We start from the raw sequence: 24,819 nt of genomic DNA on the forward strand, positions 1-24,819 counted from the left end.
TTCAGGTGCACCCATTGTTGGCTGCGATTGAATTCAGATTGCTGGATCAAACTGGCGAGATTTTGGCGATTTCAAAGAAACACTGAGACAATGTCGTTAACTTTTGCATCGCCACGTAAGTGATTGAGTAAGTTTCATAATAATTGATTTTGAAGATGCCATAATAGCGAATAGGTTAACAAACCGAGGCAAGGCCTGCCTCATTTAGTTAAACATCGCGCCGTCAAAGCCGAATTGCTGCGATAAGCCGTCCGTAATCCGCCTGTTTTTCGTGAACTGATCGGCGGTAGCTGAAGAATCGTTCGGGATCGGCGTAGGTGCAGTGGTGCGTCCACGATGCCGACTGAATGCCGCTTTGCTTCAGTTGGAACAAACCAAAGCCTGGAAGATCAAAATGGAACCGGTCGTCTTTTCCTTGCAGAAAGAAGCGTTCATACCCGGCGTCGGTATCGACAAAGCTATCTCGAAATTCTGGCCCGACTTCATAATTAGGTTGGCTGATTGCGGGGCCGATCACTGCTGCGATATTCTGACGCGATGCGCCCAAATTTTCCATTTGCGCAACCGTTGCCTCAAGCACACCGTTCAGCGCGCCTTTCCATCCTGCATGCGCCGCCCCGATCACGCGCGCCTTGGTATCTGCAAACAGCACTGGCTGGCAGTCTGCCGTGAGGATGGACAACGCGATCCCATCGCGGGCTGTCACCAGTGCGTCGGCTTTATGTGCGGGTGTGCCGGGTGCGTCCACGGTGATTGCATCGGATGAATGCACCTGATGCACACCCATCAAGTGATCTGCTTCGACGCCCAGAATACCAGCGACCCGTGACCGGTTGATGGCCACGATGTCTTTTTGGTCAGAACTGCCGTATCCACAGTTCAACCCTGCAAACACACCAGATGATGCACCGCCTTTGCGCGTGAAAAATCCGTGCGGTACGCCTTCTAGCAGTGGGTCTGTAATGATCTCGAGTGTCATGCCTCTAGCCCCGGCGGAGGATTTGCATTGGATGGATGGATACTGATCACTTTGAAAAGGTCGCCCATTTCCGCCGGATGGGTCAAGCGCCGATGTGCGGCAATATGGGACGTGAGCGCATCGCCCGATAGTTTTGTCGCCAACGCTTGCGCGCGCTGTGTGATACCCAACCGTTCAAGGAAGACGCCTTGCGGTGTCAGACGGCTGAATTTGGCAAGGCCGGTGTTGGCGGCGATAGCGGCGAAATCCACATGGGCGGTCAGGTCTGCATCACCGGGGGTCGCAAGCGGATCAGCGTGATCTTGTGACTTGAGTGCCTGTAGCGTGTCACCCTGCGATTGCCAGTCGCCATAGTCGATGATCACCGCGCAACCACCGTGCATTTCGATTTTGGCACTGATGGTTGACACAATGGACGGCAAAGCAAGGCAATGTTCGACCAGATCGCCGTCTTTTGTGTCGGCCAGCCGGTCTTCAAGCAGCGCGATGGGCGCGGCCGCTGACAGACCAAAGCCAAGCTTGCCATCCGTGACCCCGACCATCTTTTCGCGCCATGCGTCGCCGTCGCGTGTAAACTGGCGAATAGGCAGCGCATCGAAAAATTCGTTTGCGATAAGGAAAAGGGGCGCATCGGGAAGATGATCGACACTGTCGTGCCACGTGGCATCGGGGATCAGTTTGGCTTGGGCCGCGCGTAAAACAGGCGAGGTTTCGACCAAATGGACGGTAAGGGCATCATGAAAGCCCGGCACAGCTTTGGTCGCGCGCAGTGCATCGGCCATCAACGTGCCACGTCCGGGGCCAAGCTCTGCCAATGTGAACGGGGCAGGGCAGCCTTGGTCAATCCACGCCTGCGCAAGCGAAAGACCGATCAGTTCGCCGAACATCTGGCTGATCTCTGGTGCTGTGGTAAAATCGCCCGCCGCCCCAAAGGGATCACGCGTTGCGTAGTACCCATGCTCAGGATGCATCAGACAATCGGCCATATAGTCCGCCAGACTGATCGGGCCGGTCCGCGCGATCCGGGCGATCAAGAGATCACCCAAGGCGGTCATCTGCGCACGGCCATGATCACAACGGTCAGGCCCACAAGGATCATCGGCAAGGTCAACGTTTGCCCCATAGTCAGCCCGTAGCCATTGATATGGAAGGCCAGTCCCAGTTCATTGCCAACGCTGACGAATTGCGCATCCGGTTGGCGCACGAATTCGACTAAGAACCGCGCGATGCCGTAGCCCATAAAAAAGACCCCCGAAAGGAGCCATGGTTTCTTGAGCGCGCCAAAGCGGAAGGCCAGCAGGATCAGGATGGTGCCCAGCAGCAGCCCTTCAAGGCCCGCTTCATAAAGTTGGGATGGGTGGCGCACGCAAGGTTCCAGCAAGGTGCCGCAGGCCTGTGCGGCTTGGCCGGGAAAGATCACGCCCCACGGCAGATCGGTCTGGCGCCCCCACAGTTCTGCATTGATAAAATTCGCGATGCGCACCAACAGGACCGCAGGCGTAGCGGCAACCGCAATGATATCGGCGAGGTCGGGCAGGGGCACTTTGTGGCGACGGCTGAACAGATAGACCGCAACGACGACGCCGAGGAACCCGCCGTGAAACGACAGCCCACCTTCCCAGATTTTCAAAATATCAAGGGGGGCTGCCAGAAAGTCAGCCGGTTTGTAGAAAAACACATAGCCCAGACGCCCGCCGCCAATGACACCGACCACAATATACGTCAGCAGGTCTTCGAGTTGGCTGACCTTCATCGGTGGGCCATTGCGCCACAAACCGGGGCGGTTCAGCGCCAGTTTGATGATCTGCCATCCAATCGCGATCCCCACAATATAGGCCATCGCGTACCAGCGCAGCGCGATCTCGCGTCCGGCGATGGTGAATGAGAAAATCTCGGGCGAGATATCGGGGAAAGGGATGGCTGCAAACATGGCGCTATTCCTTGTCTGCGGGTGCGGCAAAGTCAACCGCTCTTGCCTTGGGTTGTAGCGGGGCGGCCAAAAGCCCATATAAAGACCAAGCACAGATGGAGAGCACGATGCAGAGCAACAACAAGATCCTCGATGACATCAGCCAATTGATGACCAACGCCATGGGCGTGGCCCAAGGGGCGAAAGACGAAGCCAACACCGCGATGAAATCCATGATGGACCGCTGGCTGGCCGACCGCGATTTCGTGACCCGCGAAGAGTTCGACGCGGTGCGCGCCATGGCGCAGAAAGCGCGTGAAGAGAATGAAGCGCTGGCGGCACGGATCGCGGCGTTGGAAAAGTAGGTCGGGGCCTGCCCCGACGATAGCGCAACGGCGGGGCAGCCCCCGCCCTACATGGCGCGTTCTTGACGGCTTTTCGCGCCACGGGGAAAACCACCCGCAACATCCCCTAGACGCCGCACCTTTCATTTGCGACCCTCTATGCAACGACACATCAAACAGGGAGAGTGACAATGGGACTAGGTGACATGATGGGCAAAGCGGCCGGCCTGATGGGCGGCGGTGACTTTGACCTTGGCGCGAAGATGGAAGAGTTGGGGATTGACCCTGCAATGCTGGAAGACCTCGATATTGAGGGCGTGAAGGCGATGATCGAGGAAAAGGGCATCGATCTGTCGATGCTCGACAGCCTCGGAATTGATCTGGACGAGATGATCGCGAAGTTTAAGGGTCAGGCGTAAGAGAGCGGCGGGGAGAACCCCGCCCTACGTCTCAAAACCGATGTAGGCCGGGGTTCTCCCCGGCTTTTTTTCGAGGGGTGTATCAAAGCCATTTACACTGCCATCGCGCCAATGGCGGGCCGCTGACCCTAAGTGCTTTCCCAAAGCAATTGAAACGAAAAGCCCGCCAAATCTGATTGCGATACAAGATCAGCAACCGGCTTTGTGAAGAAGTTAACCATTGGCCCGCCGTTCAACCGAAAAGCCAAACAACCGCCTATGGCATCTTCCAGAAACACATGCTTGCGAATTGCCATAATACGGGAAGGTGCACTGGGGAAGTACTTGACGTCAGAGCGATCCAAATCGAGAGCGTCTATCTTGTTTGCCAAGAACAAGTAGCACTCAGGACCATTCGCGTTATTGAGCGGCAAGAGTTCTCCATGAGGCTCCAGCGCCGTTCCCAGAATGTCGACGGCTTTCTGTGAAAAAATGCATTGGCCCATCCCCAGTGAATCCGACGTTTTGTAACTGGCAAACCGGCGATCTTCTTCATTCTCATAAACGGTCGTAACGTTCGGGACGCGCCAGGTATCACCCAGTTTACGGTCATTGAGAGTCCAAGAAATTTCGTAGTCAGCAGTTTCAGAGTAGTTCACAAACGCGTAGCCATCCGACGTGTACAGCTTGAACACCTGCAATCAAAACTCCCCCAAATACGCCACCAGAATATCCAGTGCTGCTTGCAGGTCATCCCGCTCAATCATCTCGGTCACCGTGTGGATATACCGCGTTCCCACCACGATCCCAACGGCCCTCGCACCCGCCGCGGCCTGTTGCGCTGCCGCCCCGTCTTGCCCGCCGGAGGCCAGCATTGTCCGCTGGTAGGGGATCTTTTTCTTGATCGCGAGGGCTTCGATTTCGCTGACCAGCTTCTTGTCGGCGATGAATGAACTGTCGCGCACGTGCAGCCCAAACCCTTTGCCTTGATGCGTTGTGGCGTCCTTGTCGGGGATGCCGGGGGTGTCGCAGGATAGCGTCACGTCGATGCCCAGCCCGATGTCGGGTTTGATTGCATAGGCCGAGGTGCGCGCACCGCGCAGGCCGACCTCTTCCTGTGTGGTGAAGGCTACGTGGATTTCGGCGCCGCGCCCTTTCTTGCCCAAATGCCGTATCGCCTCGATCCCCAGCCAGCAGGCGATGCGATTATCCAGCGCTTTGGAGACGAATTTATCCCCCATCTCAAGAAAGGGTTCGTCCATAACCACATAATCGCCAACCTTGACGATATCCTTGGCCGCCTTGCCAAGGCCGAGGTCGATAAAGAATTCGCCCACTTCGGGGATTTTCTTGCGGTCTTCGGGGGATGAGATGTGCACAGGCTTGCCGCCAGGGTTCATCACGCCTTTGAAATCGCCGTCATCCGTACACACCAGCACGCGGCGGGAAAAAAGGTTGCGGGGGTCAAAGCCGCCCACAGGCAGAACGTAAAGAAAGCCGTTCTTGTCGATATGGCTGACTAGAAAACCGATCTCGTCCATATGACACAGCAGCATGATTTTCGGCGCGCCTTCCTTGGTCGCGTCGCGACGGCAGAGCAGGGTGCCCATGGGATCAGTTTCGATCGAATCGAATAGCCCCTTGACCTCGGATGCAATCAAATCGCGGACCCGTTCTTCGTGGCCGGGCACGCCGGGCATTTCGCAAAGCCGTTTAAGCAGGTCAGTGTTCATGACGGATACTCCTTTGTTGCCCACAGCTTGGGCTGCGCGCTGTCGGAAGGCAATTATCCAGATAAAATTTCTGCACTTGCGCAGTTATCCCCAAGAAATTGCTTTACAGGTGCGCCGCGATTGGCCACGATATCTGGTAGGGGATAAAGGTGAACAACACCGCCCCTAGAGCAGGCACCTAGCGCTTGGGCACTGCCATGACCCATGCGCCAACGCAGTGAGGCCGAGCATATGGCATTGTCCGAACATTACCTTGAGGCGGATGACCTTCACCCGATCGATCTGGTGGAACACATCGCAGAACACCACGCATGGGAATTTGACCGTATCCATGATGACCAAATTGCAATGGCCGTTGAAGGCCAGTGGCGCACGTATTCCATTACGCTGGCGTGGTCCGCCTATGACGAGACTTTGCGCCTGATATGTACATTCGACATGGAGCCGCCAGCTGAACGGATGCCCGCCCTTTATGAGACGCTGAATGTGATCAACGACCGATGCTGGGCTGGGGCGTTCACTTGGTGGGACGAACAGCAGTTGATGGTGTATCGCTATGGTTTGATGCTGACCGGCGATCAGGTGGCTGGCCCAGACCAGATTGATACGATGATTGGTGCCGCTGTTGCTGCTTGTGAGCAGTATTACCCGGCAATCCAGTTGGTCACTTGGGCTGACCGCACACCTGACGAAGCGGTGCAGGTTGCCATTGGTGGTGCCTACGGGCGCGCTTGATGCCGTTGTGCATTTGGTTGGGGCAGCTTTTGCGCTGGCCTGACCTGTACGATCAGCTACGATTGTTCGCAGACTGTTGATCACGGATGCGCGCTTATCCCCATACCTGCCGGATATCACGAAACAATTATTACACCGCAGGCCGCACGGCGGGTTGAGGCGCGATGGTCCTTTGTGGCCGATGCGCCGGGTCAAAGTATCGTGCTGCCTGATGGGCGCTGTGATATTATCATCCGCCGTAACAGGAACGCGCCCGATGTGCTGATGCCCGTTATCACCGGCCCCGCGACCCGCGCCTATACGGTGACATATGATGTGGGGGATACGTGGTTTGGCCTGCGCCTACGCCCCGAAAGTGCTGTCGCTTTGTGGCGCGGTGATCTGGAGCATGCCGTCGATACAGTCTTGCGCGGGCAAGACGCAATTGATCTGGTCCCAGCACTTGCCACCCATCAGTATTGTGATCTGATGCTTGATCGGCTAGCCGGTCTGGCGCTTGCTGCTCCGTTCATAGATACACGGCTGACCCACGCGTTGGATATCTTGCATGCCTCTGGCGGGCGTATCCGGGTTGCGCAGCTGGCCCGTTTTGCGGCCTGCTCGCCCCGGCATTTGAACCGTTTGTTTCGGGGTCATACCGGGCTTGGCACCAAGACATATGCGCAATTGGTACAGTTTCACCGCACGCTGAACCTTATCACACGCGGGAGGGTCCCGATCACGGATGCTGCGTTGGAAGGGGGCTATGCCGATCACGCGCATATGACCCGCGCCTTCAGGCGGTTTGGCGGTTTTGTCCCGTCGAAACTGCCGCCCCGTTTGACACTGCCGCAGCTTTTTGCGCAATAGGTCCGATTTCTTCAAGCGTTTGCGCGCAACTTGCGTTAAAGCAAGTTTATGAAACTCGGATATACCATTATCTATGTCGCCGATGTGCCCGAAACGGTTGCATTTTACGAGGCCGCCTTTGGCCTGTCGCAGCGTTTTATCCATGACAGCAATCTTTATGCTGAGATGGAGACCGGTGAAACGATCCTCGCGTTCGCGGGGAACGAAGCGGCGGAAATGAATGGGTTGGCGATCTTACCTAACGATCCCACAGGGCCAGCCGCAGGGTGGGAGGTTTGCTTTGTCACGGGTGATGTGTCAGCCGCCTACACGCGTGCGGTATCGCATGGGTGCAGCCCGGTCAGCGCGCCAAGCCAGAAACCTTGGGGGCAGACCGTGTCGTATGTCCGTGATCTGAATGGTTGCATTGTCGAGATCGCCTCGCCCATTGCGCAGGCATCCTAGCATGGATGACACTTGCAAGGCCAATATCGCCAATCAATTGCAGAAGATGCTGCTGGCTTTGGTACCTACAGTCAATCTGTGCCCGATGTACGACGGTATTATTTTTTGAATTAGAACCGGACAACCCCAACAGCCGCGTTGGTGGTGTCTTTATCTATACAGGTCACGTATCGCTGGAATTTGCCAAGGGTGTGCTGTTTGATGATCCGCAAGCGGTGCTTGAGGGTAAAGGTAAATTCAGACGTCATATCAAATTGCGCGCGCTGCACGATATTACTGCGAAGACTTGCAACAGTTTTCTGCGTCAAGCCATCGCGTTGACCTAACATAGCGGCATGCGACATAGCAGCTTGGCCCAAGGCCAAAGCGCCGTTTCATCAAATCACATCTTCCCCCTGCTGCGTCCTTTAGCTAACCTGTTGCAGGTTATTTAAGAGGCGAATTTTAATGAATATGACGGAAGTTGAAAAGCGCGGGCTTGTTTTGCTGGGATGCGGCAAAATGGGGTCTGCCATGCTGGAAGGGTGGCTGCGTACAGGGCTGCCGCCATTGTCAGTCTTGGTGATTGATCCCAAGCCCTCTGCCTGGTTGAAAGAGCAGGGTGTCCAGATTGGCGGCAAGCTGCCTAAGAACCCGGCCGTTGTCATTATCGCGGTTAAACCACAGATGATGGACAAAGCCTTGCCGGACATCAAAGCGCTGGGCAACGGCAAGACACTTGTGATTTCAATCGCGGCGGGCACTTCGATCGCGACTTTTGCGGATGTTCTGGGCGAAGAAACACCCATTGTGCGCGCCATGCCGAACACGCCAGCCGCAATTGGGCGCGGGATTACTGCTATGGTGGGCAATGACAAAGTGTCGTCCGACCAAATGGACCTGGCCGAGGCGCTGCTTTTGTCTGTTGGTGATGTTGTTCGCCTTGATGGCGAGGATCAGATGGATGTGGTCACCGCTGTGTCTGGTTCTGGCCCGGCCTACGTGTTTCATTTAATCGAAACCCTTGCCGCCGCAGGTATGGCAGAAGGGCTGCCTGCTGAACTGGCCATGCAACTGGCCAAGGCAACCGTTGCCGGTGCGGGTGAACTGGCCGAGCAAGACGATGTGAACCCCGCCCAGCTGCGCACCAACGTCACCTCACCCAATGGCACGACCCAAGCGGCTCTTGAGGTTTTGATGGATTTTGAAACTGGTTTTCCGCCGCTTTTGCGCCGGGCCGTCGCGGCTGCGGCAAACCGTTCGCGTGAGTTGGCCAATGAGTGAGATCAGCTTTAATGATTTCCTCAAGGTCGATGTCCGCGTTGGTACCGTGCTGCGCGCAGAGCCGTACCCTGAGGCGCGCAAACCTGCGATCAAGCTGTGGATCGATTTCGGTGACGAGATTGGCGAGAAAAAGACATCGGCCCAAATCACTGCACATTATCAGCCGGAAACCCTTGTGGGCCGCCAGGTGATGGCTGTGGTCAATTTTCCACCCCGCCAGATTGGTAAATTCATGTCCGAGGTGCTTGTTCTTGGTATGCCGGATGAAAATGGCGAGGTCGTTTTGGTCGGCCCTGACCAGACCGTGCCTGTTGGGGGGCGTTTGCATTGAAACAGCTGTTGATTACCCGTCTGCTGCCAGACGCAAATTTGGCCGCAGCGCGTGCGCGTTTCGATGTCACAGTCCGCGAAAAGGCTGACGGGTTGACCATGGCAGAGGCTGCGCAGGCCTTGGCTGACTATGATGCTATCCTGCCCACCTTGGGCGATCAGTTTACCGCAGAAGCCTTTATCGGTGATCTGCGCTGTGGGGTGCTGGCCAATTTTGGTGTTGGGTATAACCATATTGATGTGGAAGCCGCCGGGATGGCCGGTGTCCTTGTGTCGAACACGCCCGATGTGGTGACCGATGCGACCGCCGATATTGGTCTGGCGCTGATCCTATCTGCCTGCCGCCGCACCGGCGAGGGTGAGCGGCTGGTGCGTGCTGATAAATGGGGTGGGTGGGGGCCAACACAGATGCTGGGCACTCATGTGACAGGTAAAACAGTGGGCATTGTCGGCATGGGCCGTATCGGACAGGCCGTTGCGCGGCGCTGTCATTACGGGTTTGAGATGCCGGTTAAATTCTTTAATCGCTCTGCCAAGACCGTTGATTTTCCTGCCGAACAAGTAAGTTCGCTGGCAGAACTGATGGGCGCTTGCGATATCATTGTTGTGACCGTGCCTGGTGGTGGGTCTAATACGCATCTGATTGATGCAGATGCACTGGCGGCGATGAAACATTCCGGGATTTTCGTCAATATCGCGCGCGGTGATGTGGTGGATGAGGGTGCTTTGATCAAGGCGCTTGAAACCCAGCAGATCGCAGGGGCTGGGCTGGATGTCTTTGCGCATGAACCGCATGTGCCTGATGCATTTCGGGCCTTGGAAAACGTCGTCCTGCTGCCGCATTTGGGCACGGCAGCGCTTGAAGTGCGCGAGGCGATGGGCCAGATGGCGCTGGATAATATTATCGCATGGGACGAAGGCAGGCCTTTGCCGCAGGCGGTCTAGCGTTCTGGCAAGAACTTGCGCGGGGGTCACCCAGACAGTGGAATTTTGATGAGTAACGGTGTTTGCGTCTAGTTTAAGAGGCAAAGGAGCAGTTGCATGATTACGCTTGATTTCACAGGTAATATGTCCGCCGCCCGGCGTGCGGTGTTTGAGGCCTCTGCCCAGCGATGGGATGGTGTGGTGAACACAGGCTTTGATCCTTTGGACGTTGATGGTGATACGCTGACCGGGCTTGTGATTGAAGCCAGCATTGAACCGATTGACGGCGCCGCAGGCGTGTTAGGTCAGGCCGGTCCCACCGCGTTACGTGAAGACACCGGGCTGCCTGTCAAAGGTGTTATGCAGTTTGATGACGCAGACATCACACGACTTGAGGCTGAGGGCAGCTTTGCTGATGTGATCCTGCACGAGATGGCCCATGTGCTTGGCTTTGGCACATTGTGGTCGCTTAATGGTTTGATCGCGGCCAGTGGCACGAATGATCCGCGCTTTATTGGCGCTGCTGCTGCGCGTGAATTTGCGGCGCTTTTGCCTGATGACGGCCCGTTCGTGCCCATCGCCAATACAGGCGGGGCGGGGACGCGCGAAGGGCACTGGCGCGAATTGATCTTTGGCGATGAACTGCTGACAGGGTTTTTATCCGGTGCAGACCGTCCGCTTAGCCGTATGTCTGTCGCATCGTTTGAGGATCTTGGCTATGAGGTTGATTATACCAGTGCCGATCCATTTGTGCTGCCCAGCTTCCAGCAATTGGCACTGATGGGGATCACAGAGGCCGTGCGGATTTGCGATCTATGTCGTGTCGACAGACCGATCCCACGTATGGTGCCGTGCTAGGCGATATTTGGCTTCCCTGATTTTGGGCAAAGGGTCCCTGCTAGCGTAAAGCAACGGGTCATTTTCGCATTTTGATCTTTGCTTATTGTGCTGCTACTATTTGTTTTTACAGGTTTTTTACGCTGAAGCCTCTTTGTGCAATCTAACGGAACTCAAATTAATATGGCTGGAAAATTTTTGATTAACACGTTGTCTCTTGCGTCACGGTCCGCTTTCTTTTTTTTAGTGATCGCGCTTTCATTTCACACACCGTCCAGGGCATTGGCCAATGATGGTGGCTTGCCAACCTGTGCAGAGCTTTCGCCGTCTACCGCGGTCGGCCAAGGATACAGTGAGCAAAGGTATCACGATCTTCGCCGCGGCTGTAAGCTAAGTTGGGTTGAGCATGGCGCACTCAGAACGATCACATGGCGGTATTATGAGAACGATTTTGAGGCGCCATCGCTGCGTTTTTCGCCGCCGACCGGTTATACTTTAATATCGCAAAGCCCACCGGACATTGTGGATGTGAACTATGATGGTTCCGCCGATCTTGTGACATTTAATGAAATCGGGGGAACCAATGGCGATTTCGATATTTTTCTCTATGATCTTGACCGTAACAGCTATGCCCATGCGGGCACTTTGTATGGCAATCATATCGCGCATGATAACACCCGCTATAACAGTTATTTGGTCGCACAAAGCAAAAATGGATCACGGGCATATTTTCGGTTCTACGCGTTTTCAAATGAACAAATATGGCCTGTTTTCGATATAGACGCTCAGGATACTTGCCGTGTTTTGGGCCGGGGTCCGTTCGCCGAGAGGATGGATCCAAACGGCGCATTTATTGACCGACAAAGACAAGATGCGGACCTGATTGCTTACTATTGCGACATTTACAACAAGACAGAAGCTGAGGATCGCGGGGCAGCGTTAGAAGCCTTTCCCAGTATAAATTACGTTCCGGACAACACGATTTTTTACTGTGTGGTCGACGAGGGGGACGATCCGCATGCAATGACAATTACACATGACAGCGCTGGGTTTCGCTACACCTATGGCCCGCTTTCTGGCGAACCCGATCTCGTTCTGGACCGCAATCCAGAGCAAGTTCAGATCGTGTTTATTCCGGGCCCTGAATACCAAGGTCGGTTGGATGAGATTGTATTCGAAAACGGCGCGTACACTTACATTGCTTCAAGTGCGCGCGATACGGTTGGAGGTACTTACGACGTTTTGAGACGAAGTTTGGTTGTCATGCAAGATGGTGTTACGACACCGATCTTTAGCAAAAGCTGTAATTATGCTGCGTCATTCGATGCTTTGCCATCGTTTGATATCAACTAAGACGTTTTCAAACGGGACGATACGCGGCCCCGAAATTTGGGTCTGGTCGGCATGCACTGGTCGGTTTATATCGGCACATGAAATGCACCGTTTGATGACCCCACTTACACGCCTTCTTGTCGTTTTCGCCGTTGCTGTGGCGATGACAGGATCTGGCTTTGCGCATCGCGTGGCACCCGCTGATATGGACGAAAGCCTGCTGGCTTATGTGGCCGCTGGCGGTACGCTTGATGATCTGTGTGGTCAGGGTGGCGTTGGTGCTGGCGGCGGTGAAACTTGTGATGCCTGTCGTCTGGTGGATGGGGCCGCCGTTCCAACCAGCCATGCAACTGTGCTTTCTGAAATCGACGCCACAGTGGTGGACGCCCCTGTTGTCGCATCCGTTGCCCCTATTGGGCAGGTCGCAAACCCTGCCTGCCCGGTCCGTGCACCGCCGGTTGTTTGATCTTTTTGAAACGGAATTGATCAAACACAAGCGACCCCGCCGTGGGCGCACACCGGAGACCCGAAAATGAAACGTATATCTTACGCAGCGGTTGCTGCTTTTTGCACCTTTGCGACCGCAGCCATCGCACATGAATACAAAGTGAGTGATGTTGTTGTCGATCACCCGATGGCTTTTGAAACAGCGCAAACCGCGCAGACTGCCGGTGGGTTCATGACCATCACCAATACTGGCAACGCCGATGACCGGCTTGTCGCAGTCGAGGCAGATTTCCCTCGCGTTGAAATCCACACCACAGAAATGGATGGCGATGTGGCCCGTATGATGCAACTGGAAGACGGGATTGTCGTTCCTGCGGGCGAAAGCGTGACGCTGGAACCGGGCGGATTTCATGTGATGTTCATGGGCCTTGGCGGTGATCCATTTGAAGTGGACGAAAAAGTGCCTGCCACGCTGGTCTTTGAAAATGCCGGCCGTTTGGATGTGACCTTCAACGTTGAAGAACGCAAAATGGGTGGTCATGGCGGGATGGACCATAGCAATCACTAAGCCGGACCACGACATAGCAATCAGATGCTGAATGGGTGGGGAAGCAAATGCTTTCCCACCTTTTTTAAACCATATCTAGCCTTTGCTTAGGCGGTCCGCTTTCTTGCGTACCAACACGCTGCGCAAATCATGCATCGCCATCAACAAATCATCCGTGATCTGTTCAAGCTGATCATCACTGGCTTTGGCCTGCGCCCATTGGGCGGTCAGGTTCAGGTGATCAATGGCGCGGTGGATATCATCGACGTCCCGCGCGGCCAAAACCGCCAGACGCGCTTGCATCCAGTCATTGATCACCGTCTCGTCGTCAGGGCTGAGTTTGTGATCGCCTTGCGCTTTGAAGTCGCCGCGATTGGTATTCACAACTGCGATCTGATCCATTTCGATCCGCCGCTCGCGGTTTTCGGTATTGATCCGAAAAACAGCCGCGCCATTGTCGCGGACGCGAAAGTATAGCTCTGGTAGGTCCGTCATGTCAGCCCTTCGCAAAAAGTGATGATCCGCTCGCACGCTTCTTTTAGCGCCGCGTCTGACGTCGCATAGCTGACCCGGAAATTGGGGCTTAGACCAAAGGCCGCGCCAAAGACGATGGCGACACCGGTTTCCTCCAACAGCGCTGTGGCGAAGGTTTCATCATTGTCGATCAACGTCCCTGCCGCTGAGGTTTTGCCGATGCAGCCCGCAATGGATGGATAGACGTAGAATGCGCCTTCGGGCTTTGGGCAAATGATACCGGGCGCTTTGTTCAACATGGAAACGACCAGATCGCGCCGCCGCTCAAACACAGTGTTGTTCGGCGCAAGAAAGGCTTGCGTGCCGTTCAATGCTTCGACTGCGGCGTTCTGGCTGACGGAACAGGGATTGGAGGTTGATTGCGACTGCACCTTGCGCATCGCCTTGATCAACATCTCTGGTCCGGCGGCATAGCCAATCCGCCAGCCGGTCATCGCGTAAGCCTTGGAGACACCATTCACGGTCAGCGTACGGTCATAAAGCTGCGGTTCGACCTGTGCTGGCGTGCAGAATTTGAAATTGCCATAGGCAAGATGTTCGTACATGTCATCTGTCATGATCCAGACGTGTGGATGACGCAGCAACACATCGGTCAGTTCCTTGAGTTCGGACCAGCTATAGCCCGCACCTGTGGGGTTTGACGGTGAATTGAAAAGGAACCACTTGGTGTTCGGTGTAATCGCGGCCTCTAGTTGCGCCGCCGTGATCTTAAAGTTCGCGTCCAAAGAAGCTTCGACAGTGATAGGTGTGCCGCCAGCCAGCAGCACCATATCAGGATAGCTGACCCAATAGGGGGCAGGAATGATGACCTCATCACCGGGGTTCAGGGTTGCCATAAAGGCATTGTAAAGCACCTGCTTGCCACCTGTCCCGACGGTGACCTGAGCGGGCGTGTAGGCCAGATCGTTGTCGCGCTTGAACTTGGCGCAGATCGCCTCTTTCAATTCTGGAATACCATCAACGGCGGTATATTTCGTCTTACCGGCTGCAATCGCTGCCACGGCCGCGTCCTTAATGTTCTGCGGGGTGTCAAAGTCAGGCTCGCCCGCGCCAAGGCCAATGACATCGCGCCCGGCGGCCTTAAGCTCTGCCGCTTTTGTCGTAACAGCGATTGTCGGGGACGGTTTGACGCGGTTGAGTGTCGCAGAAAGAAAGGTCATCAGGTGATCCAATGGTAAAGAGGCAATGCTTGTGACATAGAACGCGCACAGGTTGAATGGCAAGCATTTGAAGGATGGCATCATGGGGCAAGATCAAGATTGGTACAGTGCGGAAACCGCCACATTTGGCGATCGCTTGGCCGGTGCGCGTGAGGCCGCAGGCCTGGATCAAAAGGGATTGGCCGAAAAGCTGGGCGTAAAACCTGCCGTCATTCAGGCTTGGGAAGAGGACCTGAAAGAACCGCGTGCGAACCGTTTGCAAATGGTATCTGGCATTGTGGGTGTATCAATGAGCTGGCTGTTGACCGGCGAAGGTGACGGCCCCGAAGCCCCCGATGATGATGGCCCGATGAGTAATGACCTTGTGGATTTGCTAGCCGAAATGCGCGCTTTGCGCGGGCAAATTGCACAATCCGGCGAAAAGCTGGGCCGGCTGGAAAAACGTTTGCGCACTGCCCTGAAAGACTAAGATGACCGAGCGCCGTGACACGATGATCAAACGCCTGCGGATGCGATCCATGCGGCGGGGTATCAAGGAAATGGATTTGATCCTGCAAGCCTTTGCGGATGCGCATCTTGATGCATTTTCAGACGAAGATCTGGTACTTTATGACCAACTGTTGTCGGAAAATGATCACGACATTTATGGCTGGGTTGGTGGGCAATTCCCAACGCCAGCACAGTATCTGGATCTTGTCACGCAAATCGCCAAAGGCGCTGAAGGGGTCACACGACCCGACTGATTTAGCGAAAATATCGCGCTTAACTGATTCTTCTTTGTTTCGTTTTATCCCCAAGTGCGGACAAAAAATGGAGCAAGGAAAGAATGAGCATTCACCCGGAACTGGAACAGCCAGACATGTCTGATGTTTCGCCAGCACGCAGTGCGGCGTTCATGGACAGCTATCTTGATGCGCTCAATCTGGTGGAACGGCTTCACCGGCTTTTGCTTGATGTCATCAAGGATGAATTCGAACGCGTGGGATTGCTGGAAATCAACGCGGTACAGGCCCTTTTACTTTTCAACGTCGGTGACAACGAAGTGACGGCGGGCGAATTGAAATCGCGCGGTTATTATCAGGGATCGAACGTGTCCTATAACCTTAAGAAATTGGTCGAATCAGGTTACATGCACCACGAACGCAGCGAGATTGATCGCCGTTCCGTGCGGGTCCGCCTGACCGAAAAGGGGCGTGGCGTCCATGTCTTGGTCACCCGGCTGTTTCGGACCCATTCCGAAGGATTGATGGATCGTGGCATTTTGGATCAGGAAGGGGTGGAAGATATCACTGCCGCACTAAAACGGGTTGAGCGGTATTGGACAGAGCAAATACGCTATATCTACTGATTTACTTTAAAGTAAGAAAAATTGTTTTTACTTGCATTGCGCAGTAGGAAAACGCGCAAAAGTTTAGTAGAGACAAAGACGTTGGTAACGAGGATAACGGTTTGAGTGGGCTGGTACGCTGGAGTGCCAGCCCATTTCGTTTTTCGGGCTGATGACTTTCCATTTTGAAAATCATGGCATGTCGGCAGGCAGCGTCTATCAATAGGGTAGAAACAGAAAGATGGTGGCATAGCGTATCAGCCATCCGAACCGTTCGGCGTTTCAATCTGTCCAACAGCCAATGCTGATAGTTCGCGTAAAAGCTTGCGCTCCATCGCTGCGGCGTAATCATCATAATTTTTGGCGACCTCAACAAAGGCCACCGGCCCGCGAATGACGTTTTCGCGGTAGTAGACCTCTAAATCAGCCAGTGCATTCTGGCTGATCTGATCGCCAAAGAAATTACCCGAACCCACGACAAGCCCGTTCACGGTAACACCCGCGGGGGTCTGGGTCAGGGGAATGTCCTCGGGCAGGGGCCCGGTATTTGTTTCGCCGTCACCAGACAGATCCAGTGTGCGAATCCAGCATTCCGGATGTTGTTCAAGATAAGCGAACCCTGCCAGCAACGCAGACCCCACCGCAGTGGTCGGTGCAGGCACACCGCGTTGATGCCCGCGCAGGCGTGCGGTGACCGTGGCCAAGTCCGCTGGCGTGTTCAGCGTTGTCCATGGCACGATGATGGTTTGGTTGACTGGCCCGCTCCACTCAAAGACGTGAATGCGAACTGGCGCGTCAGGCTGCAAAAACAGGATATCTATCACCACCGGCGCATTCAGGGCCGCAACGACCCCTTCCAATTGCAGGGTGTATTCGGATTGATCCACAGAACTGGACACATCCAGCCCCAGCGATATCGCCTGCCGGCAGGTTGCCTGCACCATGGTCGGTAACAGGAGGATCAAAAGGCATAACCGGATCATCCTTGCACCTCTTGCCGCGTCGCTGCCCGGCCGATGATTTGCGCAGATAGTTCGCGAACCAGCTTGCGCCGCATTGCGTTTTCAAAATCTTGAAAACCCTGGGCCACTTCGACAAAGGCTGTGGGGCCGCGTATGACCTGCGTCTCAAAGTAATTCTCAAGCGCTGTTTCGGTCCCGGTGATGGCCAGCCCGTTCACGACAACCCCGTCGAAGGGAAATGTCGCATAAACGCTGCGCGGCCCAAAGCTTTCGTTATTTGTGCCGTCACCAGCCAGATCAATTGTTTGAAACAGGCATGCCGGGGCGTTTTGCAGTTTGATCGCGGCATAGCCCAGTGCATGGCCCATCGCAGTTGGCAAACCATCAGTGCTGCGCGTTGTGCGGGTCAGTGTGGCAGCCACGCGGCGTAAATCGGCAGGCGTATTGATCAGCGTCCAGTCCAGCAAATCGGTCTGATGCCCGCGCCCGCTCCATTCAAAAATCTGCAGCGCGACAGGCTGTGGGCTGGCGAAAAAAGCCGCCTCAACCTCTGGCGTGCGCAGGGCGTTTGCCAATCCATTGCGCTGCAAAATGTATTCGTCGGCATCAACGGATGATGACACATCAACAGCAAGGATAAGCGCCAAGCGGCAGGCCTCGACCGGGGCTGCCGCAAGGCATAGACAAGATAAGAGCGTCGTTCTTACCAATGGCCGGTGTTTTCCATACTGGCCCAAGGCTCCGCCGGTGGCAGGTCATCCCCTTCCTGCAACAACTCGACCGAGATGTTGTCGGGGGAACGGACAAAGGCCATATGCCCATCACGGGGCGGGCGGTTGATCGTTACACCATTGTCCATCAGGTGCTGGCAGGTCTCATAGATATTTGACACCCGGTAGGCGAGGTGCCCGAAATGACGGCTGTCATCAGGCAGCGCATCGTCGCCATCCCAATTATAGGTCAGCTCAACCGGGCATTCTTCCTGGCCGGGCGGCGCCATGAAAACAAGCGTAAACCGCCCGCCTTCATGATCAAAGCGCCGCGTTTCTTTCAGGCCAAGAAGTGCGTAGAAGGCCATGGATTTTTCAAGGTTTTTCACACGCACCATCGTGTGCAGGTATTTAAGGGACATCTGGCTACTCCTGTCAGGTTGCTTTGGCCGATAGCCTAGCCGTTCAGGCGCAACAGTAAATGCCCGTCACAACATTATCGCGGAACGACAGGGGCGGCGGCGCAGTTAGCGCTTGCCACGCCCTGTTGGTTTCCGATACGAAATGCCCACAGCTTGACGTTGGGAGAACCAGTTCACTGGTGCCGAAGGAGCAACTGCCTCGGAAACTCTCAGGCCACAGGACCAGCGTCAGGACATGAACACTCTGGAGAGTGGTGCGCATGCACCCGCCGAAGGGATAGCGATCTCAGGCAAGTGGACAGAGGAGGCACCATTGCGCAGGGCATGTCCTGCGTAAAGCAGGTGCCGCTTGATTTGATGCAAGTCTTGGCGGCCAAAAGAAGGCGCGCGCGACATGGCTGATTTGCACAAAACACCGCTTCACGCATTGCATGTGTCATTGGGTGCCAAGATGGTCCCTTTTGCGGGGTATGACATGCCTGTGCAGTACCCCCTTGGCGTGATGAAAGAACATTTGCACACACGTGCCAAGGCAGGCCTGTTTGATGTCAGCCACATGGGGCAGGTCATTGTGCAGGGTGCGACTTATGCTGATGCCGCCGCAGGTTTGGAACAACTGATCCCGGTTGATATTCTGGGGCTTGCACCGGGGCGTCAGCGCTATGGCTTTTTTACCAATGACGCAGGCGGGATCACAGATGACCTGATGTTGGCAAACCGTGGTGATCACATTTTTATGGTTGTGAACGCGGCCTGCAAAGCTGCTGATATCGCCGATATGAAAGCATCCCTAAAGCCGGAACTGACCGTCACCGAAATCACCGACCGGGCGCTGCTGGCATTGCAGGGCCCGGCAGCCGAGGCGGTACTGACAGCATTGGATGCGCGTGCATCTGACATGGCGTTTATGGATGTCGCGACACTGGAACTGGCGGGCGTGACCGCATGGGTATCGCGGTCGGGCTATACCGGCGAAGATGGCTATGAAATTTCCATACCGGCCACTGACGCGGCACGCGTCGCACAGGCCTTGCTTGATCATGCGGATGTGGAACCTGTCGGACTTGGTGCCCGTGACAGCCTGCGACTGGAAGCCGGGCTGTGCTTATACGGTCACGACATTGATACCACGACATCCCCGGTAGAGGCTGCACTGACGTGGGCCATTCAAAAAGTGCGGCGCGCCGGCGGTGAACGCGCTGGTGGGTTTCCCGGTGCTGACCACATCTTGGATGACATAAAGAACGGACCGACCCGCAAACGTGTCGGGTTGCTGCCCGACGGTCGTGCGCCGATGCGCGAAGGTGTTGTCCTTTTCGCTGATAAGGATGCAACTGATCCCCTTGGTGCCATTACCTCTGGCGGGTTTGGCCCGACGATCGGTGGGCCGATGGCGATGGGCTATGTTGCCGCTGATTATGCCGGTATTGGCACCCGGATTTACGGTGAATTGCGTGGCAAGCGCCAGCCTTTGACCGTGACCAAACTGCCGTTCACACCGGCCAATTTCAAACGATAACAGGGAAGATGACGATGAAATACACTGAAGAACACGAATGGCTGCGCGCCGACGGTGATGTCTATGTTGTTGGGATCACAGAACACGCGACCACCCAACTGGGCGATCTGGTCTTTGTTGAACTGCCCGAAGTTGGCGCCACCGTCAGCAAAGATGATGAGATCGTCGTGATCGAAAGTGTAAAGGCCGCATCCGATATCATGGCCCCCGTCGATGGCGAGATTATCGAGGTGAACACCGCCCTTGCCGATGATCCAAGCCTTGCCAATAGCGATGCAGTTGGCGCGGGGTGGTTTTTCAAGATCAAACCGTCGGATCCGTCACAACTGGACGATATGATGGACGAAGCTGCCTATAACGCGATGATTGGCTAAGGAACCTGACCCATGACCTTCACGCCGACCGATTATCTGCCCTATGATTTTGCTAACCGCCGCCACATCGGCCCATCGCCTGCTGAAATGGACGAAATGTTGCACGTTGTGGGCGCGAAAGACCTTGATGCGCTGATCGACGATACGCTGCCTGCGAAAATCCGGCAAAAGCAGCCATTGGATTTTGGTAAGCCCAAATCAGAAAGTGAACTGCTCCATCATATGCGTGTCACAGCATCGAAAAATAAGGTGCTGACCTCGCTGATCGGGCAGGGGTATCACGGCACGGTCACGCCGCCTGCGATCCAGCGGAACATCCTTGAAAACCCGGCATGGTATACCGCTTATACCCCTTATCAGCCCGAAATCAGTCAGGGTCGGCTTGAAGCACTGCTGAACTTTCAGACGATGGTGTCCGACCTGACTGGGCTGGAGATTGCAAACGCGTCTTTGCTGGACGAGGCGACAGCCTGCGCAGAGGCAATGACCATGGCGCAGCGCATCAGCAAATCAAAGGTGACAGGGTTCTTTGTCGACGAAAACTGCCATCCGCAAAATATTGCTGTAATGCGGACCCGCGCGCAGCCACTGGGGATCGAGGTTATCGTGGGCAGCCCGGATGACCTGGATGCCAGTGCCGTGTTTGGTGCGATCTTTCAATATCCGGGCACCTATGGCCATTTACGCGATTTCACGGATGAGATCGCGAAGTTACATGAAAACAAGGCGATTGGAATTATTTCCGCCGACCCATTGTCGCTGACACTGTTGAAAGAACCCGGCGCGATGGGCGCTGATATTGCGGTTGGGACAACCCAGCGCTTTGGTGTCCCCATCGGATATGGCGGTCCCCATGCCGCATATATGGCGACCAAGGCCGCATATGCGCGCAATATGCCCGGACGCATTGTGGGCGTATCCATCGACAGTCACGGCAACCGTGCCTACCGTTTGTCGCTGCAAACCCGTGAACAACATATTCGCCGCGAAAAGGCGACGTCGAATGTCTGCACTGCGCAGGCTTTACTGGCGGTGATGGCGGGGTTTTATGCCGTCTTTCATGGGCCAGAGGGCCTTAAGGCAATTGCCCAACGCATCCACCGCAAAACCGCGCGTTTGGCAGAAGGGTTGAAACAGGGCGGTTTCGATGTGCGCCCCGCCACCTTCTTTGATACGATCACGATTGATGTGGGGCCGTTGCAATCTGCGGTGATGAAATCGGCTGTGGATGAAGGGGTGAACCTGCGTGCTGTTGGTAAAACATCAATCGGTATCACGTTGGATGAACGCACCCGCCCGGCCACGATTGAAAAGGTCTGGCGCGCCTTTGGCATTGAACGCGCAGATAAGGATTACACCCCGCACTACAACATGCCCGAAAAGCTGATCCGCACCAGCAATTTTCTGACGCACCCGGTGTTCCACATGAACCGGGCCGAAACGGAAATGATGCGTTACATGCGCAGGTTGGCGGACCGGGATCTTGCGCTGGATCGCGCGATGATCCCGCTGGGGTCTTGCACAATGAAGCTGAATTCAGCGGCCGAGATGATGCCCGTCAGTTGGCGCGAGTTTTCTTTGCTGCATCCGTTCTGTCCCAAGGATCAGGCAGAAGGCTATGCCGAGATGATCGCAGATCTGTCAGCAAAACTGTGTGACGTCACGGGTTACGATGCAATCTCAATGCAGCCCAATTCGGGTGCGCAGGGGGAATATGCAGGGCTTTTGACGATTGCCGGTTACCATCGCGCCAACGGCGAAGGGCAACGCAATATATGCCTGATCCCGATGAATGCCCATGGCACCAATCCAGCCTCCGCGCAGATGGTCGGATGGAAGGTTGTGCCGGTGAAATCGGACGAGAATGGCGACATTGATCTGGCCGATTTCAAAGCCAAAGTTGCACAGCACAAGGATAACCTGGCCGCCTGTATGATCACATATCCATCCACCCACGGGGTGTTCGAGGAAACGGTGATAGAGGTGTGCCAGATCACCCATGATGCGGGCGGTCAGGTGTACATTGACGGGGCCAATATGAATGCGATGGTCGGCCTGAGCCGCCCTGGTGATCTGGGCGGTGATGTCAGCCACCTGAACCTGCACAAGACGTTCTGCATCCCGCATGGCGGTGGCGGCCCCGGCATGGGCCCAATTGGCGTGAAGGATCATCTGATTGCGCATCTGCCCGGCGATCCGAACGACGGTGAAGGCGCGGTCAGCGCGGCCCCCTATGGCTCGCCCTCGCTGCTGCCAATTTCGTGGGCGTATTGTCTGATGATGGGGGGCGAAGGTCTGACGCAGGCGACACGCGTGGCGATCCTGAATGCGAACTATATCGCCAAGCGCCTCGAAGGGGCGTTCAACGTCCTTTACAAGGGGCCAACGGGCCGTGTCGCGCATGAATGCATTATTGACACCCGACCCTTTGCTGAAAGTGCGCATGTCACAGTTGATGATATCGCCAAACGGTTGTCTGATTGTGGGTTTCATGCGCCAACGATGTCATGGCCTGTTGCGGGCACCTTGATGGTTGAACCGACCGAATCTGAAACCAAGGCAGAGCTGGACCGGTTTTGCGACGCGATGCTTGGCATTCGCGCAGAGATCGCGGCCATTGAAGACGGGGTCATGGACCCCGACAATAACCCGCTTAAAAACGCGCCACATACCATGGAAGACCTCGTCAAGGACTGGGATCGTCCTTACAGCCGCGAGGTGGGGTGTTTTCCGGCAGGTGCCTTCCGCGTCGATAAATACTGGCCACCGGTCAACCGTGTTGACAATGTCTGGGGCGACCGCAACCTGACCTGCACCTGTCCCCCGATGGCGGACTATGCACAAGCGGCGGAATGATACAGGCCGTTATGTTCTAGGCATCTGCATCGCCACAGCAAGGACCTCGGCGAGCACCGAAACCGCAAGTGTGCCTGCGTCGCGTGCCGAAGGGATAAGGCCGACCGGGCCGCGTAACCGCGCGATATCTGCGGCAGAGACACCCATCGCCTTGAGCGTGGCAATCCGATTGTCGCGGGCGCGCTGGCTGCCTTGTGATCCGATATAGAACGCGTCGGTTTGCAACGCACCTTGCATGATCGGCGGTTCCCAGTCGTGGTCATGAAAAAACAGCACGATTGCGGTGCGGTCATCCGCTTGCAGATCTTCGGGAAAACCTTGTTGGGTCATGTGTCGCGTTTGGCAACTGGCTGCGTTACCGGCTTGCAAGGTTTCTGTGTCGGGCGACAGCAGCAGGTTGGGATAGCCCGCCGATTGGACAAGCGCCGCAAAAGTGCTGGCCTCTGGACCTTTTCCAAAGATCAAAAAGCGGATCGCGGGATCAAAACGCACCATGAGTTTTTGCCCATCACGGGCCGTCGTACCTTGATCTTGCACAATGATGACACCGCTTTCGATATCAATTTGCATGCAGCACGTCGCGCGCGACGCAGTAAGCTGTGCGACCTGATCCAATGCGTCTTTGTCTGGGTGAGGGACCAGCAGAATATCAAGCCCCCCACCGCATGGCAGTTCGATGTCTGCAAATGGTGACCCCATGCCGTAGCGGATCAGCCGTGGCGTTTTCGCGGCCAATGCTTCACCCGCGTGCAGGGCAATGTCGGCCTCGATACAACCTGATGACAATGTGCCAATCCGGCTGCCATCTGTCATGACCGCCATCATCGCCCCCAGCGGGCGATAAGACGGCCCTTCCACCCCTGCGATCACGGCAAGCACGCATGGCCCCGGCGCATCAAGGATGGCACGGATCGGGTCGCCCCCGGTTGGTGACGGATGAAAGGCTGTATTCATGAATGTGGTTCCTGCCCGGCGCGCGTCAGGCCGTCAATGGGCGGATGCAGACCACGACGAAAACGCCGTCGCGGTCAATTTCTATGGTGAGATCTAGCCGCAGGCTGCGACAGCGCGGCGGGTCAAAACCCCGACCAGATGCGCCCGATAGGACGCCGATCCGTGCAAATCCGCGATCATATCATCGAGGTTGCCAGACATACTCTCAAGCGCGCCTTCCGAAAAGCTGGCACTCAGCGCGGTTTCGGCCTCTGTCCAGCGGTAAACCCCTTCGTTCGATGCACCAGTGACGGCAACCCGCACACCATCTGCCGTTTTGGCCACAAAAACACCCACCAGAGCAAATCGGGATGCCGGTTGATCAAACTTTTGATAGTTGGCCTTTTCGGGGATCGGGAAACTGACCGAGGTGATGATTTCGTCCTCGTCCAACGCCGTTTCAAACATACCCTGAAAATAATCATCCGCCGCGATGTCACGCGTGTTGGTCGTGATCGTCGCCCCTGATCCAAGTGCCCCCGCAGGATAGCACGCGGCCGGGTCGTTGTTGGCCAGCGAACCGCCGATCGTGCCGCGATTGCGCACCGCCGGGTCACCAATATTGGCAGCCAAAGCGGCCAAACCGGGGTAAAGATCCGCGGCATCTGCTGCAACCTGCGCATGGGTTGTTGCGCCGCCGATGGTCAACGTGTCACCACGCACGGCGACCCCAACCATGCTTTCAATACCGGTCATACTGACCAGCACCTCAGGCGAGGCAAGGCGCTGTTTCATCGTTGGCAGCAAGGTCTGCCCGCCACCCAGTGCTTGTGCACCTTCTGCGGCCATCGCACTGGCGGCTTCTTCCACTGTCTTGGGTTTTGCAAATTCAAAATTGTACATCTATCTCTCCTCTCTGGTGGGCGGGGCGGGGGCAAAGCTGCCACACCG

At 55.7% G+C, this 24,819-nt stretch carries 31 protein-coding genes and 1 riboswitch; of the genes, 19 read left to right on the forward strand and 12 right to left on the reverse strand.

Going from position 1 to position 24,819, the window contains the following annotated elements:
* Positions 1 to 223: 223 nt before the first annotated feature.
* From pgeF to lgt, 3 genes are read right to left on the reverse strand one after another with little or no spacing between them, the layout of a single operon-like run.
* Entirely contained in the window at positions 224 to 979 is a 756-nt protein-coding gene (gene pgeF, locus RCCS2_RS09890; RefSeq protein WP_008233816.1) for a peptidoglycan editing factor PgeF, read from the reverse strand.
* Positions 976 to 2,034, reverse strand: a complete 1,059-nt coding sequence (locus RCCS2_RS09895; protein ID WP_008233819.1) for a class I SAM-dependent methyltransferase — start codon at positions 2,032 to 2,034, stop codon at positions 976 to 978. The genes pgeF and RCCS2_RS09895 overlap by 4 nt, the downstream gene beginning before the upstream one ends.
* The gene (lgt, locus tag RCCS2_RS09900) at positions 2,031 to 2,909 is read right to left on the reverse strand and encodes a prolipoprotein diacylglyceryl transferase (RefSeq protein WP_008233821.1); all 879 of its coding nucleotides are present in this window, start codon (positions 2,907 to 2,909) and stop codon (positions 2,031 to 2,033) included. Before lgt ends, RCCS2_RS09895 begins: the two co-directional genes overlap by 4 nt.
* 107 nt (positions 2,910 to 3,016) lie before the next feature.
* Here lgt and RCCS2_RS09905 point away from each other — a divergent pair, with 107 nt between their 5' ends.
* Both RCCS2_RS09905 and RCCS2_RS09910 read left to right on the forward strand, forming a co-directional pair.
* The gene (locus RCCS2_RS09905) at positions 3,017 to 3,253 is read left to right on the forward strand and encodes an accessory factor UbiK family protein (RefSeq protein ID WP_037294022.1); all 237 of its coding nucleotides are present in this window, start codon (positions 3,017 to 3,019) and stop codon (positions 3,251 to 3,253) included.
* A gap of 170 nt (positions 3,254 to 3,423) precedes the next feature.
* Positions 3,424 to 3,651, forward strand: coding sequence for a hypothetical protein (locus RCCS2_RS09910; RefSeq protein WP_008233825.1), 228 nt, complete (start codon positions 3,424 to 3,426; stop codon positions 3,649 to 3,651).
* A 128-nt stretch (positions 3,652 to 3,779) separates the two neighbouring features.
* On the opposite strand, the gene RCCS2_RS09915 is transcribed toward RCCS2_RS09910, so the two are convergent.
* A complete protein-coding gene (locus tag RCCS2_RS09915) occupies positions 3,780 to 4,325 on the reverse strand; it encodes an imm11 family protein (protein ID WP_442852263.1) in 546 nt (181 codons plus the stop codon).
* Positions 4,326 to 4,331: 6 nt separating this feature from the next.
* A complete protein-coding gene (locus tag RCCS2_RS09920; protein WP_008233828.1) occupies positions 4,332 to 5,363 on the reverse strand; it encodes a M42 family metallopeptidase in 1,032 nt (343 codons plus the stop codon).
* 231 nt (positions 5,364 to 5,594) lie between these two features.
* Here RCCS2_RS09920 and RCCS2_RS09925 point away from each other — a divergent pair, with 231 nt between their 5' ends.
* The 11 genes from RCCS2_RS09925 (at position 5,595) to RCCS2_RS09975 (ending at position 13,092) form a co-directional block, all read left to right on the forward strand.
* Complete coding sequence (locus RCCS2_RS09925; protein WP_037294023.1) at positions 5,595 to 6,098, forward strand: YbjN domain-containing protein; 504 nt, start codon at positions 5,595 to 5,597, stop codon at positions 6,096 to 6,098.
* 129 nt (positions 6,099 to 6,227) lie between these two features.
* On the forward strand, positions 6,228 to 6,947 hold the full coding sequence (locus RCCS2_RS17915; protein ID WP_442852264.1) for a helix-turn-helix domain-containing protein: 720 nt from the start codon (positions 6,228 to 6,230) through the stop codon (positions 6,945 to 6,947).
* A gap of 48 nt (positions 6,948 to 6,995) precedes the next feature.
* Positions 6,996 to 7,391 (forward strand): VOC family protein, encoded by a 396-nt coding sequence (locus tag RCCS2_RS09935; protein WP_008233831.1) that lies wholly within the window; start codon positions 6,996 to 6,998, stop codon positions 7,389 to 7,391.
* 5 nt (positions 7,392 to 7,396) lie between these two features.
* Positions 7,397 to 7,717 carry a DUF1801 domain-containing protein gene (locus RCCS2_RS18840; RefSeq protein WP_008233835.1) on the forward strand — a complete coding sequence of 107 codons (321 nt, stop codon included), beginning with the start codon at positions 7,397 to 7,399 and terminating at the stop codon, positions 7,715 to 7,717.
* A 121-nt stretch (positions 7,718 to 7,838) separates the two neighbouring features.
* The gene (gene proC, locus RCCS2_RS09945; protein ID WP_008233836.1) at positions 7,839 to 8,654 is read left to right on the forward strand and encodes a pyrroline-5-carboxylate reductase; all 816 of its coding nucleotides are present in this window, start codon (positions 7,839 to 7,841) and stop codon (positions 8,652 to 8,654) included.
* Positions 8,647 to 8,985 (forward strand): tRNA-binding protein, encoded by a 339-nt coding sequence (locus RCCS2_RS09950; RefSeq protein ID WP_008233837.1) that lies wholly within the window; start codon positions 8,647 to 8,649, stop codon positions 8,983 to 8,985. The genes proC and RCCS2_RS09950 overlap by 8 nt, the downstream gene beginning before the upstream one ends.
* Entirely contained in the window at positions 8,982 to 9,929 is a 948-nt protein-coding gene (locus RCCS2_RS09955; RefSeq protein ID WP_008233838.1) for a 2-hydroxyacid dehydrogenase, read from the forward strand. Before RCCS2_RS09950 ends, RCCS2_RS09955 begins: the two co-directional genes overlap by 4 nt.
* A 96-nt stretch (positions 9,930 to 10,025) precedes the next feature.
* Positions 10,026 to 10,766, forward strand: coding sequence for a leishmanolysin-related zinc metalloendopeptidase (locus tag RCCS2_RS09960; protein WP_008233839.1), 741 nt, complete (start codon positions 10,026 to 10,028; stop codon positions 10,764 to 10,766).
* Between the two features lie 162 nt (positions 10,767 to 10,928).
* Positions 10,929 to 12,098, forward strand: coding sequence for a hypothetical protein (locus tag RCCS2_RS09965; protein WP_008233840.1), 1,170 nt, complete (start codon positions 10,929 to 10,931; stop codon positions 12,096 to 12,098).
* 94 nt (positions 12,099 to 12,192) lie between these two features.
* A complete protein-coding gene (locus RCCS2_RS09970; RefSeq protein ID WP_156788494.1) occupies positions 12,193 to 12,543 on the forward strand; it encodes a hypothetical protein in 351 nt (116 codons plus the stop codon).
* 66 nt (positions 12,544 to 12,609) lie between these two features.
* On the forward strand, positions 12,610 to 13,092 hold the full coding sequence (locus RCCS2_RS09975) for a copper chaperone PCu(A)C (RefSeq protein WP_008233842.1): 483 nt from the start codon (positions 12,610 to 12,612) through the stop codon (positions 13,090 to 13,092).
* 75 nt (positions 13,093 to 13,167) lie between these two features.
* Here the strand turns inward: RCCS2_RS09975 and RCCS2_RS09980 are convergent, their stop codons facing one another.
* Positions 13,168 to 13,566: a hypothetical protein gene (locus RCCS2_RS09980; protein ID WP_008233843.1), complete on the reverse strand. Its 399-nt coding sequence runs from the start codon at positions 13,564 to 13,566 to the stop codon at positions 13,168 to 13,170.
* Entirely contained in the window at positions 13,563 to 14,765 is a 1,203-nt protein-coding gene (locus RCCS2_RS09985) for a pyridoxal phosphate-dependent aminotransferase (RefSeq protein WP_008233846.1), read from the reverse strand. Before RCCS2_RS09985 ends, RCCS2_RS09980 begins: the two co-directional genes overlap by 4 nt.
* An 82-nt stretch (positions 14,766 to 14,847) precedes the next feature.
* Here RCCS2_RS09985 and RCCS2_RS09990 point away from each other — a divergent pair, with 82 nt between their 5' ends.
* From RCCS2_RS09990 to RCCS2_RS10000, 3 genes are all read left to right on the forward strand, one after another.
* Positions 14,848 to 15,234 (forward strand): helix-turn-helix domain-containing protein, encoded by a 387-nt coding sequence (locus tag RCCS2_RS09990; RefSeq protein ID WP_008233848.1) that lies wholly within the window; start codon positions 14,848 to 14,850, stop codon positions 15,232 to 15,234.
* A 1-nt stretch (position 15,235) separates the two neighbouring features.
* On the forward strand, positions 15,236 to 15,508 hold the full coding sequence (locus tag RCCS2_RS09995; RefSeq protein WP_008233849.1) for a succinate dehydrogenase assembly factor 2: 273 nt from the start codon (positions 15,236 to 15,238) through the stop codon (positions 15,506 to 15,508).
* An 83-nt stretch (positions 15,509 to 15,591) separates the two neighbouring features.
* A complete protein-coding gene (locus RCCS2_RS10000) occupies positions 15,592 to 16,113 on the forward strand; it encodes a MarR family winged helix-turn-helix transcriptional regulator (protein WP_008233851.1) in 522 nt (173 codons plus the stop codon).
* 236 nt (positions 16,114 to 16,349) lie between these two features.
* On the opposite strand, the gene RCCS2_RS10005 is transcribed toward RCCS2_RS10000, so the two are convergent.
* From RCCS2_RS10005 to RCCS2_RS10015, 3 genes are read right to left on the reverse strand one after another with little or no spacing between them, the layout of a single operon-like run.
* A complete protein-coding gene (locus RCCS2_RS10005; protein ID WP_037293843.1) occupies positions 16,350 to 17,075 on the reverse strand; it encodes a DUF1194 domain-containing protein in 726 nt (241 codons plus the stop codon).
* Positions 17,072 to 17,701, reverse strand: a complete 630-nt coding sequence (locus RCCS2_RS10010) for a DUF1194 domain-containing protein (protein ID WP_008233855.1) — start codon at positions 17,699 to 17,701, stop codon at positions 17,072 to 17,074. Before RCCS2_RS10010 ends, RCCS2_RS10005 begins: the two co-directional genes overlap by 4 nt.
* Positions 17,702 to 17,757: 56 nt before the next feature.
* Positions 17,758 to 18,186, reverse strand: a complete 429-nt coding sequence (locus RCCS2_RS10015) for a VOC family protein (protein ID WP_008233856.1) — start codon at positions 18,184 to 18,186, stop codon at positions 17,758 to 17,760.
* A gap of 150 nt (positions 18,187 to 18,336) precedes the next feature.
* Positions 18,337 to 18,421, forward strand: a riboswitch (glycine riboswitch).
* 159 nt (positions 18,422 to 18,580) lie between these two features.
* On the opposite strand from RCCS2_RS10015, the gene gcvT reads away from it, so the two are divergent.
* The 3 genes from gcvT to gcvP are packed head-to-tail and all read left to right on the forward strand — an operon-like array spanning position 18,581 to position 22,935.
* Positions 18,581 to 19,705, forward strand: coding sequence for a glycine cleavage system aminomethyltransferase GcvT (gene gcvT / locus RCCS2_RS10020; RefSeq protein WP_008233857.1), 1,125 nt, complete (start codon positions 18,581 to 18,583; stop codon positions 19,703 to 19,705).
* A gap of 14 nt (positions 19,706 to 19,719) precedes the next feature.
* Positions 19,720 to 20,079 carry a glycine cleavage system protein GcvH gene (gcvH, locus tag RCCS2_RS10025; protein ID WP_037294027.1) on the forward strand — a complete coding sequence of 120 codons (360 nt, stop codon included), beginning with the start codon at positions 19,720 to 19,722 and terminating at the stop codon, positions 20,077 to 20,079.
* A gap of 12 nt (positions 20,080 to 20,091) precedes the next feature.
* Positions 20,092 to 22,935: an aminomethyl-transferring glycine dehydrogenase gene (gcvP, locus tag RCCS2_RS10030; RefSeq protein ID WP_008233859.1), complete on the forward strand. Its 2,844-nt coding sequence runs from the start codon at positions 20,092 to 20,094 to the stop codon at positions 22,933 to 22,935.
* 9 nt (positions 22,936 to 22,944) lie between these two features.
* On the opposite strand, the gene RCCS2_RS10035 is transcribed toward gcvP, so the two are convergent.
* The gene (locus tag RCCS2_RS10035; protein ID WP_008233863.1) at positions 22,945 to 23,889 is read right to left on the reverse strand and encodes an XdhC family protein; all 945 of its coding nucleotides are present in this window, start codon (positions 23,887 to 23,889) and stop codon (positions 22,945 to 22,947) included.
* 93 nt (positions 23,890 to 23,982) lie between these two features.
* Positions 23,983 to 24,771, reverse strand: a complete 789-nt coding sequence (locus tag RCCS2_RS10040; RefSeq protein WP_008233871.1) for an FAD binding domain-containing protein — start codon at positions 24,769 to 24,771, stop codon at positions 23,983 to 23,985.
* Positions 24,772 to 24,819 lie beyond the last annotated feature (48 nt).

The organism is Roseobacter sp. CCS2 (assembly GCF_000169435.1).
GTDB lineage: Bacteria > Pseudomonadota > Alphaproteobacteria > Rhodobacterales > Rhodobacteraceae > Yoonia.

Excerpts from the sequence above, each read along its gene's own strand:
- pgeF (WP_008233816.1), bottom strand. The coding sequence starts at position 979 with ATGACACTCGAGATCATTACAGACCCACTGCTAGAAGGCGTACCGCAC.
- RCCS2_RS09895 (WP_008233819.1), bottom strand. The coding sequence starts at position 2,034 with ATGACCGCCTTGGGTGATCTCTTGATCGCCCGGATCGCGCGGACCGGC.
- lgt (WP_008233821.1), bottom strand. The coding sequence starts at position 2,909 with ATGTTTGCAGCCATCCCTTTCCCCGATATCTCGCCCGAGATTTTCTCA.
- RCCS2_RS09905 (WP_037294022.1), top strand. The coding sequence starts at position 3,017 with ATGCAGAGCAACAACAAGATCCTCGATGACATCAGCCAATTGATGACC.
- RCCS2_RS09910 (WP_008233825.1), top strand. The coding sequence starts at position 3,424 with ATGGGACTAGGTGACATGATGGGCAAAGCGGCCGGCCTGATGGGCGGC.
- RCCS2_RS09920 (WP_008233828.1), bottom strand. The coding sequence starts at position 5,363 with ATGAACACTGACCTGCTTAAACGGCTTTGCGAAATGCCCGGCGTGCCC.
- RCCS2_RS09925 (WP_037294023.1), top strand. The coding sequence starts at position 5,595 with ATGGCATTGTCCGAACATTACCTTGAGGCGGATGACCTTCACCCGATC.
- RCCS2_RS09935 (WP_008233831.1), top strand. The coding sequence starts at position 6,996 with ATGAAACTCGGATATACCATTATCTATGTCGCCGATGTGCCCGAAACG.
- RCCS2_RS18840 (WP_008233835.1), top strand. The coding sequence starts at position 7,397 with ATGACACTTGCAAGGCCAATATCGCCAATCAATTGCAGAAGATGCTGC.
- proC (WP_008233836.1), top strand. The coding sequence starts at position 7,839 with ATGAATATGACGGAAGTTGAAAAGCGCGGGCTTGTTTTGCTGGGATGC.
- RCCS2_RS09950 (WP_008233837.1), top strand. The coding sequence starts at position 8,647 with ATGAGTGAGATCAGCTTTAATGATTTCCTCAAGGTCGATGTCCGCGTT.
- RCCS2_RS09960 (WP_008233839.1), top strand. The coding sequence starts at position 10,026 with ATGATTACGCTTGATTTCACAGGTAATATGTCCGCCGCCCGGCGTGCG.
- RCCS2_RS09965 (WP_008233840.1), top strand. The coding sequence starts at position 10,929 with ATGGCTGGAAAATTTTTGATTAACACGTTGTCTCTTGCGTCACGGTCC.
- RCCS2_RS09970 (WP_156788494.1), top strand. The coding sequence starts at position 12,193 with ATGACCCCACTTACACGCCTTCTTGTCGTTTTCGCCGTTGCTGTGGCG.
- RCCS2_RS09975 (WP_008233842.1), top strand. The coding sequence starts at position 12,610 with ATGAAACGTATATCTTACGCAGCGGTTGCTGCTTTTTGCACCTTTGCG.
- RCCS2_RS09980 (WP_008233843.1), bottom strand. The coding sequence starts at position 13,566 with ATGACGGACCTACCAGAGCTATACTTTCGCGTCCGCGACAATGGCGCG.
- RCCS2_RS09985 (WP_008233846.1), bottom strand. The coding sequence starts at position 14,765 with ATGACCTTTCTTTCTGCGACACTCAACCGCGTCAAACCGTCCCCGACA.
- RCCS2_RS09990 (WP_008233848.1), top strand. The coding sequence starts at position 14,848 with ATGGGGCAAGATCAAGATTGGTACAGTGCGGAAACCGCCACATTTGGC.
- RCCS2_RS09995 (WP_008233849.1), top strand. The coding sequence starts at position 15,236 with ATGACCGAGCGCCGTGACACGATGATCAAACGCCTGCGGATGCGATCC.
- RCCS2_RS10000 (WP_008233851.1), top strand. The coding sequence starts at position 15,592 with ATGAGCATTCACCCGGAACTGGAACAGCCAGACATGTCTGATGTTTCG.
- RCCS2_RS10005 (WP_037293843.1), bottom strand. The coding sequence starts at position 17,075 with ATGATCCGGTTATGCCTTTTGATCCTCCTGTTACCGACCATGGTGCAG.
- RCCS2_RS10015 (WP_008233856.1), bottom strand. The coding sequence starts at position 18,186 with ATGTCCCTTAAATACCTGCACACGATGGTGCGTGTGAAAAACCTTGAA.
- gcvT (WP_008233857.1), top strand. The coding sequence starts at position 18,581 with ATGGCTGATTTGCACAAAACACCGCTTCACGCATTGCATGTGTCATTG.
- gcvH (WP_037294027.1), top strand. The coding sequence starts at position 19,720 with ATGAAATACACTGAAGAACACGAATGGCTGCGCGCCGACGGTGATGTC.
- gcvP (WP_008233859.1), top strand. The coding sequence starts at position 20,092 with ATGACCTTCACGCCGACCGATTATCTGCCCTATGATTTTGCTAACCGC.
- RCCS2_RS10035 (WP_008233863.1), bottom strand. The coding sequence starts at position 23,889 with ATGAATACAGCCTTTCATCCGTCACCAACCGGGGGCGACCCGATCCGT.
- RCCS2_RS10040 (WP_008233871.1), bottom strand. The coding sequence starts at position 24,771 with ATGTACAATTTTGAATTTGCAAAACCCAAGACAGTGGAAGAAGCCGCC.